Here is a 10985-nt window from a genome sequence, read left to right on the forward strand (position 1 = left end):
CGTGAATGGTCGTCCAGTAAAGTCAGGGGATGGCATCTGCCTTCTTGCGTCGGGAAATGCCCTTTGAAATCCATCTGCCAAAGATTGTTGGGCGCCTCGTGTTCAAACCTCAGCTTTGCCTCTTGCTCCTTCGTAGTCGGCTGAATCAGCCCGTGCCGGTGCAGGACATTGGTAACGGTGCTGGGAGCAATCTGCTTTTTCAAGAGGCTGCTGATCGTGCGCCCACCCCATGCTGGATGGTCTTGTCTGAGCGCTATGACCTGCGCTTCCAGGGCCGGCGTGGTCAGCTTGGGGCTGGTAGCCGGTTTTCGGGATTTATCTTGCAGCCCTGAATGGCCGAGCGTCGCGTAGCGGTTAAGCCACTTGTAAGCCGTCTGCGGACTGATACCGAACCGTCGGCATAGTTCTCGTTTGTTGCTGCCGGGTTGCCCTGCTAAGGCAACAAACTCTTCTTTCAGGCTCATGGTATCTCTCGTGTCCCAGGGCATGATGGCTTTCCGGCGAAATTGGCTCGCCGAAAAGTGTCCACCATGTCCCCGCACACCCGTCAACCATGTGTCCGGTCCATACAGAAGAGCGCCAAAAGTAACCAAAAACGCTTTGCCCCACCACTCGGCACCTCGCTCAGGCTCGGTGTGCCCGCAATCCGACATTGATTTGGGGGGCCGCCGCCACGCGCCATCCATGGCGCAGGGCGGCTAAACCGGCATCCCTGCCGGTTTACCCCCCAAATCAATATCGGATTGCGGCCAGCGTGGTTTAACGGGGCGCTTGAGATCAAGATCAAGATCAAGATCAAGAGCGAGAGCGAGAGCGAGAGCGAGAGCGGCTCGCTTCGCATCGTGAATACGTTTGCGCGACTTGGACAGGGGGGGCAATCAGTCAGCGATCGACAATCGATTGCTGTGTGCAGCTTTACTGCCAGGCCGGATTCATGGTTGATGGTGGCAGCCACGGTCAAGACTGGCGGCACACAGCGTCAAGACATCTGCCGCTCGGAAGGGACTTAATAGCACCTGAGCGGAACAGAGCCTCCCGTCGGCTCTGCAGCGAGTTTTCTTTCACTTTTCCAGGCTGCGCCATGATCAATATTGAAACGCCTACCTATTATTCGGCGACCAAGAAATACAACCTCAGCTTCCCCACACTCGAGCAGGACGTGGAAGCGGATGTCGTGGTGATTGGCGGTGGTTTTTCGGGGATCAATACCGCACTCGAACTCGCCGAAAAAGGCATCACCAATATCGTGGTGCTGGAAGCCCGCTACCTGGGCTTCGGCGGCACGGGCCGCAACGGTGGCCAGATCATGGCGGGGATCGGCCACGACCTGGAGAAAATCAAGCAGCAGGTGGGCGAGCAAGGGCTGCGCGAGATCTTTGAAATCAGCGAGCTAGGTGCTGGCATCATCAAGGATCGCATCGCCAAGTACTCGATCGACGCAGACTTCTGCCACGGCTATGGCTATATGGGCTTCAACGCCCGCCAGGAAAAAACCCTGCGCGCCTGGGAGAAGGACTTCAAGTCGATCAATACCCAGGACGAAATCCGCTTTATGGCGGGGTCCGAGGTCAAGCAGATCATCGGTTCCGACGCTTACAGCAGCGCGCTGTTGCACATGGGCGGCGGGCATGTTCACTCACTGAATCTGTTGCTGGGCGAAGCCAAGGCGCTGGTCGGACACGGCGTGCGTATCTATGAACACAGCCCGGCCCTGGAAGTCAGCTATGGCGAGCGCATCACCGTGCGCACAGGCCGGGGCTCGGTGAAAGCCTCCAAATTGTTGTGGGCCTGCGACAGCTTCCTCAACAAACTGGAACCCGAGCTGCACAAGACCACCCTAAACACCTACGCCTTCCAGTTGATGACCGAACCGCTGTCGGACGAGATGATCCGCCGAATCAGCCCGATACGCGGCGCCTACAGCGACATTCGACCGGTGATCGACTACTACCGGGTCACCAACGAAAACCGCCTGCTGTTTGGTGCCGCCACGCCTTTTGTCGAGCACATTCCGCTGGACCTCAAAGCCTGGAACCGCAACCTGATGCTGAAGATTTTCCCGTACCTCAAGGACGTGAAAATCGACCTGGCGTGGGGCGGGCCGATGGCGACCGGGGCCAACTTGTTCCCGCAGATCGGCACGCTCAGCGGGCGCCCCAATGCCTTTTATGTGCAGGGCTACGCGGGCTTCGGGGTCACCCCGAGCCACATCATCTGCAAGGTATTGGCCGAAGGCATGAGCGAAGGCTCTTCGCGCTACGACCTGATCAGCTCGGTCAAGCATGCGCAGATTCTGGGCAAGGACCACATACGCCCGTTGCTGCTGACAGCCGGCAAAAGCCTTCATCAACTATCAGGCTATTTCAACGGTCGCCGTTGAGCCTGATGCCCGTCAGTCAAGGAGGAACACTGTAACTGTGGCAAGCGGACTTACTGTGGCGAACGGGCTTGTTGTGGCGAGCGGGCTTGCCCCGCGTTGGGGCGCGTAGCGGCCCTAAAACCAGTCTCCCGGTTCCACCAGGAGAAATGCGGCGGCCTTATTGGGGCTGCTTCGCAGCCCAACGCGGGGCAAGCCCGCTCGCCACAACAAGCTCGCTCGCCACAGGTGACTGTTTGCCCGTTCTATCTCTTGACTGGCATTAGCCGTTAAGCCCCCTTTTTCATTCACAGGAGAACCGCCATGCCCGTTACCACCCTCAAGAAAGATGTCCAACTGTCGGACCTGGATGCCTGGGGCACGGTTGCCGACCTGGGCTCCGAGATCCTCGAAGGTGAGGTCAAGGCCTTTGGCAAAATGACCTTCGGTGCCCCCACCGACCCCGTCAGCAGCGCCTATTTCGGCACCACCCAAGGCAAGTTCCGGATGACCTACCCGTTCGCCGAGCAAGCCACGGTGGTCACCGGCGAAGTGGTCTTGACCGACGAAAGCACCGGCCAGAGCACCCGCTACAAGGCCGGCGACAGCTGGTTCGTGACCAAGGGCACGCCGGTGCTGTGGGAGGTGGTGAGCGAGAGTTTTGTGAAGCACTATTTCGCGGTAGCCTGATCGCCCCCCTCTGCCGGCTTCGGCCGGCAGCGTTTCTTCCAACCAGGTGACCGACCATGCACGCCATCCCCGCTCAGGAAGTCGCCGGCCATTGCCTGAAGGCGTTCACTCAACTGGTGCCCGCCAGCCAGGCAGCGTTCTATTGCGTCGACCGCCAGTTGCAAGCGCATGATTTCAGGCTGCAAGGCATGAGCGGTGAGATGCATCGCGACTACCTCGACAACTACCGCCAATTCGACCCGTTGCAACCGCGCAATTGCCTGTCCAGCGGGCTGGCGGTGGTACCGCTGGTTTTCGCCATGGCCCGCCAGCCGCTACGTGACAGCCGCCGCTATCAAGACTTCCTGCAACGCTACGGCGTGGTCGATGTGGTGGAGATCGTCGCCCATCGCGCCGACCAGCCTCAGGCGGCTATCTCCTTGCTGCGCACGGCGGAGCAAGGGGTGTTCACCACCGACCAACTGACTCAGCTCAACGCCTTGCAGGCCTTGTTGCAAATGGCGGTGGCCAATATGCAACCCTGCGACGATGCACTGGCCGGGCTCACGCCCAAGGAGCGCCAGATTGCCTGGTTGTTGCGTCAGGGCGCGAGCAACAAGCAACTGGCCCTGGAGCTGGATGTCGGCCTGCCCACCATCAAGACCCACCTGATCCACCTGTTCCGCAAGACGGGCGTCAGCAGCCGTACCGAACTGGTCGCCGCGCTGTTTCTCTAAAACAGCCTCAACCCTTCGGTTGATAGGCGAGCCTCGCGCGCCACCCCATGATCCGGGTTGTTTATTCCATCAACCGGAGTCATGCAATGGCCACACTATCCAACTGGATCACCGTAGGCGCCCTCGCCGACGGTTTTGCCCCCGACGCATTTATCCTGCCCAACCTTGCCGACCTCAGCGGCAGGACCTTCACGCTGAACTTCGCCAACGGCTGGCAGATCGAACATCGTTTTGACACCGAGGCCCTGCACTGGAACGCCGCCGACGGTCATTCCAGCGGCTCGGCCGTGTACCGCGCCACGTCCGTGCGCCCCGGCCTGTATCTGGTCGATTTCATCAAGCACGAAGCCGCTCAGGCCTGGTCGATCAGCCTGGTGCTGGATACCACCACGTCGTCGTTCACCGCCGTGATCGGCCGCCTGCCGGACCGCGCGCAAACCGAAGAAGGTTTGTACAGTCGCGCCCTGGCCGGCAAGGCCCTGACCTCGGTTGAAGTGGAGTTCCTGCACGGCAGCCTGGATCAGCCCTGGCAGGCAGGCCTGTGCCCCCACGGGCCCACCCAGGAACTGACGGGCTTGCGCAACCTGTATCGCTATAGCCCCAGCGAAGTGTACGAACACGTCTATCTGAACGATCAGTTCTATGCCTGGCAGTGCCTCAAGGGCGTCGAGCAAGGCCTGTGCGATACCGACCGCTGCCACGCCTACAAGATTGCCGATCAACTGTACCTGTTCGTCTGGCGCGAAAAGATCATTCCGACCCTCGGCCTGGTGTTGATCGACCTGCAACAGCACCGCAGCGACGGCAAGATCTTCGGGTATGCCGGTGCGTCCTTCGACGCCCTGTCCAATTTCCCGGTCAGTTCCTACTGCCAGGTCCTGAACCGCACGGAGTATCCCGATGCCTGATCCACGTACCGTCGTCATCACCGGTGCCGGCACGGGCATCGGTGCCGCCTGCGCCCGCCTGTACGCCGCCGAAGGTGCCAACCTGGTGTTGATCGGCCGTCGGCGCGCGCTCCTGGAGCAGGTTGCGCAGACAACCGGAGGCCTGATCCTGGTGGGCGATGCCGCCTGCCCAGACACCTGGGAGGGGTTTATCGCGCAGATTCAAGCCCACTACGGTCGCCTCGATGTGCTGCTGGCCTGCGCCGGCGGGCATGGCCTGGGCAGCGCCACCGAGACCCGCCCGTCGAGTTGGGAAGCCGCGTTGCGCAGCAACCTGGACAGCGCGTTCTACAGCGCCCGGGCCTGCCTGCCGCTGCTGATCGCCAGTGCCGGCAACATCGTTCTCCTCGGCTCCCTCGCCTCGTTGGCCGCCGGCCCCGACGTGTGCGGCTACACCACCGCCAAGCACGCACTGCTCGGGCTCAATCGCTCCCTGGCCCGCGACTACGGGCCACGTGGGGTGCGCGTCAACGCGGTGTGCCCAGGCTGGGTCACCACACCGATGGCTGACGAAGAAATGCAGCCATTGATGAATTTCCATGGCGAAACACTGCAACAAGCCTACGCACGCGTATGTGCCGATGTGCCGTTGCGGCGCCCGGCCAGCGCAGAAGAAATCGCCAGGGTATGCCGCTTCCTGGCCGGCCCCGACGCCTCGATCATCACCGGTGCGAGCGTCGTCGCCGATGGCGGTTCGAGCATTGTCGATGTACCGACGCTGGCCTATGCCCGCCTGGAGCACACACATGCATGAAGCATTGGATTTCAGCGCAAAGACGGTACTGGTGACCGGTGGGGCGCAGGGTATCGGCCGCGCCATCGTCGAAGCGTTCGCCTGGCGTGGCGCGCGGGTGATGATCGCCGACCTGCGCGTCACGCAAGCCCAGGCGCTGGCCGCAGAGCTGACGGCACACGCGTGCCGAGTCGAGGCCACAGGCGTTGATATGGCCGATGCGGCAGCGGTGTTCGAGTTGGTTGGGGAGATAGAACGACGCTGGGGACGCCTGGATATCCTGGTGCACAACGCCGGCTACTTTCCGTTGACAGCGTTCGCGCAGATCACCCCGTCCATGCTGGAACGCACACTGGCAGTCAATCTTTCGGCGCTGTTCTGGTTGACTCAGGCAGCCCTGCCCATGTTTCAGCGCCAAGGGGGTGGCTGCGTGCTGGTCACTTCATCGGTCACCGGGCCAAGGGTCGCCTACCCAGGGCTCAGCCATTACGCAGCCTCAAAGGCCGGGGTGAATGGTTTCATTCGCAACGCCGCACTGGAACTGGCCACCTACCAGGTGCGCGTCAACGGTGTCGAGCCGGGGATGATCGCCACGCCGGCCATGGACAACCTTGGCGACGCGCAGGTCAACGCCGACATCACCGGCCGAGTCCCACTGGGACGGCTCGGCGCCCCTCAGGATATTGCCGGGGCCATGCTGTTCCTGGCGTCTGACCTGGCGGCTTACATCACCGGGCAAACCCTGGTGGTGGATGGGGGCTCTACGTTGCCTGAAGTGAAATGAAACAGCGTTTGCCGAACAACTCAAGGCAGTGATGAACGCCGACCAGTGGATCCAATAGCTTAAAAAATGATCGATAATCGCCCGATAAAAAGCGATTCAAGATTGACTCTCCATTCGAGCACTCATTTAATGGATCCATTAAATAAGAATAATCACTCGCCTGGAGAGTCGCCATGTACCCCAAGAACACTTGGTATGTTGCCTGCACCCCCGATGAAATCGCGCAAAAGCCGTTGGGTCGACAGATCTGCGGTGAAAAAATGGTGTTTTATCGTGGGCTGGAAGGCGCCGTCGTGGCGGTCGAGGACTTCTGCCCCCATCGCGGTGCGCCGCTCTCGCTGGGCTATGTGGAAAACGGCAATCTGGTCTGCGGCTACCACGGCCTGGTCATGGGCGGCGATGGCAAGACCGTGGAAATGCCCGGCCAGCGGGTGCGCGGCTTTCCCTGCAACAAGACGTTCGCCGCCGTCGAACGCTACGGCTTCATCTGGGTGTGGCCCGGCGATCAGGCCCAGGCCGATCCGGCACTGATCCATCATCTGGAATGGGCGGTGAGTGATGAATGGGCCTATGGCGGCGGGCTGTTCGATATCCAGTGCGACTACCGCCTGATGATCGACAACCTGATGGACCTGACCCACGAAACCTACGTCCACGCCTCCAGCATCGGCCAGAAGGAAATCGACGAAGCGCCACCTGTCACCACGGTCGAAGGCGACGAAGTGGTCACCGCGCGGCATATGGAAAACATCATGGCCCCGCCGTTCTGGCGCATGGCCCTGCGCGGCAATAACCTGGCCGATGACGTGCCGGTGGACCGCTGGCAGATCTGCCGCTTCACCCCACCCAGCCATGTGCTCATCGAAGTCGGCGTGGCCCACGCCGGCAAGGGCGGCTACCACGCCGCGCCCGAGCACAAGGCGGCAAGCATCGTGGTCGACTTCATCACCCCGCAAACCGAGACCTCCATCTGGTATTTCTGGGGCATGGCGCGCAACTTCAACCCCCACGATGAAGCACTGACCGCCAGTATTCGCGAAGGCCAGGGCAAGATTTTCAGCGAAGACCTGGAGATGCTTGAACGCCAGCAACAGAACCTGCTGGCCCACCCGACGCGCAACCTGCTCAAACTGAATATCGATGCCGGCGGCGTGCAGTCACGCAAGATCCTGGAGCGACTGATCGCCAGGGAACGCGCCCTCGAACCGCAACTGATCGCCACGACCACCGCCTGAACGGCACAACCCCTTGCGAGGACTGAAGATGATCGATGTGGTGGTGGTATCGCGCAACAACGAAGCCCAGGATATTTGCAGCTACGAACTGGCCAGCGTCGACGGCAAACCGCTGCCGGCCTTCAGTGCCGGCGCGCATATCGACGTGCACCTGCCGGATGGACAGGTGCGCCAGTATTCGCTGTGCAATCACCCTGAAGAACGCCATCGCTACCTGATCGGTGTGCTCAAGGACCCGGCTTCCCGGGGCGGCTCGCGCAGCCTGCACGAACAGGTGCACGAGGGCACACACCTGACCATCAGCGAACCACGCAACCTGTTTCCCCTGGCCCACGACGCGCGGCGCAGCCTGCTGTTTGCCGGTGGCATCGGCATCACCCCGATCCTGTGCATGGCCGAGCGCCTGGCTCACGCGGGTGCCGACTTCGAATTGCATTATTGTGCCCGCGCCGAAGACCGCGCGGCGTTTGTGCAGCGTCTGAAAACATCGCCATTTGCCGAGCGGGTGTTCCTGCATTTCGATGAGCAGCCCCACACGGCCTTGAATGCCGCCCAGGTACTGGCAGCGCCCGAAGCCAACGTCCACCTGTATGTGTGCGGCCCCGGCGGTTTTATGCAGCATGTGCTCGACAGCGCTCGGGCCCAGGGCTGGCAGGAGGCATGCCTGCACCGCGAATACTTCACCGCGGCGCCGGTGGACAGCAGCCTCGACGGGGGCTTTTCGGTGAAAGTCGCCAGCAGCGGCCAGGTCTTCGAAATCCCGGCCGACAAGACGGTGGTCCAGGTCCTGGAAAGCCACGGTATCGAGATTGCCGTGTCGTGCGAACAAGGCATTTGCGGCACCTGCCTGACCCGCGTGCTGGAAGGCATACCGGAACACCGCGACCTGTTCCTCACCGAGCAGGAACAGGCGTTGAATGATCAGTTCACGCCCTGCTGCTCACGCGCGAAGACCGCGCTGCTGGTGCTCGATATCTGACAGGTGTCACGACGCGGGCAAAATCACCTTCATGCGCGCGTCGGCGGTGGCCGAGCTGAAGATCTCGGCATAGCGCAAGGTCGCATTGGCGTGCTCGCGCATGATGGCTTCGGCCCGCGCGCCCTGGCGATTGACCAGGGCATCAAAGACCGAGTGGTGTTGCATGTGGGCATAGTTGAAGCGCCGGTATTCGCGGGCCATGTCCTCGCGATCCACCGCCAGCGCGGTCACCGACGCGAAAGGCAGGTGATCGTTGCGTGCCAGGGCGTCGGCGATCGCCGGGTTATGGCTGCCTTCGACGATGACGTGGTGAAAGCGCATGTTCAGGTCGTGATAGACCTCCAGGTCGTCTTCAGTCACGTAGCCCTTGTCGAACAGTTGGTCGCCTTCCACCAGGCAGCGCTCCAGTGTCGCGCGCGCCGCAGCAGATAAACCGCGCTCGGCGGTTTGACGCGCCGCCAGGCCCTCAAGCACGCCACGCACTTCGACGGCGCCGGCAATGTCGTCCGGGCTGACCGAACGGACCTGATACCCACGCCCGCCGAACGGCACCAGCAACCCTTCCTGTTCGAGGGTACGAAACGCCATGCGCACGGGCATGCGCGACACACCGAACCGCTGCGCCGTGGGAATCTCCATCAGGCGCTCCCCCGCCGCCAACTCCCCGCTGGCGATCATCTTGCGCAGTGCAACCAGCACCAATTGACCGGGTTTACTCATCCAGGCAACTTCCAGAAAACGTGAGTCGCCATAGTACCGCAAGCGCCCGGCGCCGTCAGACGAACGCCAGCGCTGCGCGCGCGCCGTCGATTGCCCCGAGGTGCTGCGCCAAACGCGACGGCAGGTAATCGAAAAAGAACCCGGCGCTTTGCAGCTTGGCGGCTCGCAATGGATCGTCTTCGGGCAGTGCCCTGGAGACCCGTGCGGCCCGCGCCCAGGCAAAGGCCAGCAGCGCCACGCCACATAACTGGAGAAAGTCCGGCGCGGCCCGATAGGGGTACTCGCTGTCATCCAGCGCTCGTTCACCGATGGCCTCGACCACACTCGCCAACGCGTCACACAGGCTGCCCAGTGCCTGGGCAAAACCGGCACACTCGCCGCACTCCCCGCCCTGCGCGGCTTCCGTGCGCAACTCGGCCAGCAGCAGGCCGAAGGCGCGGCCCTCATCCGCCAGCACCTTGCGCAGCAGCAGGTCATTGGCCTGGATCTCGTTGCTGCCCTCATAGATCATCGCGATGCGGCTGTCGCGCAGGGTTTGCTCGATGGCGAACTCGGTGACGTAGCCGTAACCGCCGAACACCTGCAGCGCATGGCTGGCCTGGCGAAAGCCCTGTTCGGTGAAAAACGCCTTGATGATCGGCGTCAGCAACGGCGCCAACTGGGCGGCCGACGAGTGCGGGTCATGCTCGGCCTGATCAAGCAGGTGCGCGGCCCAATAGCCAATCGCGCGCATCCCCTCGCTGGTGGCGCGCAACTCCAGCAACACGCGGCGCATGGCCGGGTGATAACGGATCGGATCAGCCGCCTGGGCCGCCACTTCTTCCGGCCTTGACGGCGCGCGCATCTGCACGCGTTCGGCGGCGTATTGCCGGGCGTTCTGCCAAGCGGCCTCGACATGCCCCAGGCCTTGCAGGCCCACATGCAGGCGCGCCGAGTTCATCATCACGAACATCGCCGCCAGGCCGCGATTGACGTCGCCGATCAGCCAGCCTTGGGCGGCGTCGAACACCAGGGAGCAGGTGGCACTGCCCTTGATGCCCATCTTGTGTTCGATGCCATCGCAGTGCACGCCATTGGCCTGGCCATCGTCCAGTTGCTTGGGCACCAGGAACAGCGAAATCCCTCGACTGCCCGGCGGCGCATCGGGCAGGCGCGCCAGCACCAGGTGCAGGATATTGGCCGTGAGGTCGTGCTCGCCGCCGGAGATAAACAGCTTGCTGCCGCTGAGGCGATAACTGCCATCTGCCTGGGGTTCAGCACGACAGCGCAGCAAGCCGACATCGCTGCCGGCCTGGGGCTCGGTCAGGCACATGGTGGGCAAGGCCTGGCCACTGACAATGTCGGGCAGGTAGCGCGCCTGCAACCACGGAGCAGCGTGGGCCTTGAGGCACAGGTAGGCGCCATGGGCGATCCCGGTGTACATGGCCCAGGCATGGTTGCTGGCGTAGAGCATCTCTTGCAGCGCCGCGTCGAGCAATTGCGGCAAGCCCTGCCCGCCCTGCTCCTCGGCACACGCCAGCGCCGGCCATCCGCCCTCGACATAGGCGCGATAGGCCGCGACGAAGCCGTCCGGGGTGCTGACCTGGCCCGCCTGCCAGCGGCAGCCCTGGCGATCACCGTGGCCGTTCAACGGCGCCAGCACGCCCTGGCTGAAGCGTGCCGCCTCCTCCAGCACTTGTACCGCCAGCGGCAGATCCAGGGCCGCGAACGCCGGGTTGCGCTGCCAGGTATCGGGCGCCTGCAACCAGTGTTCAAGGACAAATTGCATATCGCGCAGGGGCGCCTCATAGCTCCACATCGGGACACCTCATCGACAAAAAAAGAA

General features: G+C 62.5%; 11 protein-coding genes. 8 read left to right on the forward strand and 3 right to left on the reverse strand.

Annotated elements, in window-relative coordinates; all coding sequences use genetic code 11:
- On the reverse strand, positions 1-488 hold a 488-nt coding region (locus AC1Q6I_RS15580; protein WP_492618399.1), incomplete at its 3' end, for a helix-turn-helix domain-containing protein.
- Between the two features lie 593 nt (positions 489-1081).
- On the opposite strand from AC1Q6I_RS15580, the gene AC1Q6I_RS15585 reads away from it, so the two are divergent.
- The 8 genes from AC1Q6I_RS15585 to AC1Q6I_RS15620 all read left to right on the forward strand — a co-directional run bounded on the left by AC1Q6I_RS15585 (position 1082) and on the right by AC1Q6I_RS15620 (position 8440).
- Positions 1082-2380 carry an NAD(P)/FAD-dependent oxidoreductase gene (locus AC1Q6I_RS15585; RefSeq protein WP_024074628.1) on the forward strand — a complete coding sequence of 433 codons (1299 nt, stop codon included), beginning with the start codon at positions 1082-1084 and terminating at the stop codon, positions 2378-2380.
- A gap of 300 nt (positions 2381-2680) precedes the next feature.
- Complete coding sequence (locus AC1Q6I_RS15590; protein ID WP_024074627.1) at positions 2681-3046, forward strand: cupin domain-containing protein; 366 nt, start codon at positions 2681-2683, stop codon at positions 3044-3046.
- Positions 3047-3102: 56 nt separating this feature from the next.
- On the forward strand, positions 3103-3762 hold the full coding sequence (locus tag AC1Q6I_RS15595; RefSeq protein ID WP_102623781.1) for a response regulator transcription factor: 660 nt from the start codon (positions 3103-3105) through the stop codon (positions 3760-3762).
- Positions 3763-3848: 86 nt separating this feature from the next.
- A complete protein-coding gene (locus AC1Q6I_RS15600) occupies positions 3849-4670 on the forward strand; it encodes a molybdenum cofactor biosynthesis F family protein (RefSeq protein ID WP_102623780.1) in 822 nt (273 codons plus the stop codon).
- Complete coding sequence (locus AC1Q6I_RS15605; protein WP_024074624.1) at positions 4663-5463, forward strand: SDR family NAD(P)-dependent oxidoreductase; 801 nt, start codon at positions 4663-4665, stop codon at positions 5461-5463. Before AC1Q6I_RS15600 ends, AC1Q6I_RS15605 begins: the two co-directional genes overlap by 8 nt.
- Positions 5456-6226 (forward strand): SDR family oxidoreductase, encoded by a 771-nt coding sequence (locus AC1Q6I_RS15610; RefSeq protein WP_024074623.1) that lies wholly within the window; start codon positions 5456-5458, stop codon positions 6224-6226. Before AC1Q6I_RS15605 ends, AC1Q6I_RS15610 begins: the two co-directional genes overlap by 8 nt.
- A gap of 173 nt (positions 6227-6399) precedes the next feature.
- Entirely contained in the window at positions 6400-7461 is a 1062-nt protein-coding gene (locus AC1Q6I_RS15615) for a Rieske 2Fe-2S domain-containing protein (RefSeq protein ID WP_102623779.1), read from the forward strand.
- 28 nt (positions 7462-7489) lie between these two features.
- Positions 7490-8440, forward strand: a complete 951-nt coding sequence (locus AC1Q6I_RS15620; RefSeq protein WP_102623778.1) for a PDR/VanB family oxidoreductase — start codon at positions 7490-7492, stop codon at positions 8438-8440.
- A gap of 6 nt (positions 8441-8446) precedes the next feature.
- On the opposite strand, the gene AC1Q6I_RS15625 is transcribed toward AC1Q6I_RS15620, so the two are convergent.
- Together AC1Q6I_RS15625 and AC1Q6I_RS15630 are read right to left on the reverse strand one after the other, a co-directional pair.
- Complete coding sequence (locus AC1Q6I_RS15625; RefSeq protein ID WP_024074620.1) at positions 8447-9160, reverse strand: GntR family transcriptional regulator; 714 nt, start codon at positions 9158-9160, stop codon at positions 8447-8449.
- 55 nt (positions 9161-9215) lie between these two features.
- Positions 9216-10958 carry an acyl-CoA dehydrogenase gene (locus AC1Q6I_RS15630; protein ID WP_102623777.1) on the reverse strand — a complete coding sequence of 581 codons (1743 nt, stop codon included), beginning with the start codon at positions 10956-10958 and terminating at the stop codon, positions 9216-9218.
- Between the last annotated feature and the right edge of the window lie 27 nt (positions 10959-10985).

This window comes from Pseudomonas sp. MPR-R2A5 (assembly GCF_058793055.1).

Excerpts from the sequence above, each read along its gene's own strand:
- AC1Q6I_RS15615 (WP_102623779.1), top strand. The coding sequence starts at position 6,400 with ATGTACCCCAAGAACACTTGGTATGTTGCCTGCACCCCCGATGAAATC.
- AC1Q6I_RS15630 (WP_102623777.1), bottom strand. The coding sequence starts at position 10,958 with ATGTGGAGCTATGAGGCGCCCCTGCGCGATATGCAATTTGTCCTTGAA.
- AC1Q6I_RS15620 (WP_102623778.1), top strand. The coding sequence starts at position 7,490 with ATGATCGATGTGGTGGTGGTATCGCGCAACAACGAAGCCCAGGATATT.
- AC1Q6I_RS15595 (WP_102623781.1), top strand. The coding sequence starts at position 3,103 with ATGCACGCCATCCCCGCTCAGGAAGTCGCCGGCCATTGCCTGAAGGCG.
- AC1Q6I_RS15600 (WP_102623780.1), top strand. The coding sequence starts at position 3,849 with ATGGCCACACTATCCAACTGGATCACCGTAGGCGCCCTCGCCGACGGT.
- AC1Q6I_RS15590 (WP_024074627.1), top strand. The coding sequence starts at position 2,681 with ATGCCCGTTACCACCCTCAAGAAAGATGTCCAACTGTCGGACCTGGAT.
- AC1Q6I_RS15605 (WP_024074624.1), top strand. The coding sequence starts at position 4,663 with ATGCCTGATCCACGTACCGTCGTCATCACCGGTGCCGGCACGGGCATC.
- AC1Q6I_RS15625 (WP_024074620.1), bottom strand. The coding sequence starts at position 9,160 with ATGAGTAAACCCGGTCAATTGGTGCTGGTTGCACTGCGCAAGATGATC.
- AC1Q6I_RS15585 (WP_024074628.1), top strand. The coding sequence starts at position 1,082 with ATGATCAATATTGAAACGCCTACCTATTATTCGGCGACCAAGAAATAC.
- AC1Q6I_RS15610 (WP_024074623.1), top strand. The coding sequence starts at position 5,456 with ATGCATGAAGCATTGGATTTCAGCGCAAAGACGGTACTGGTGACCGGT.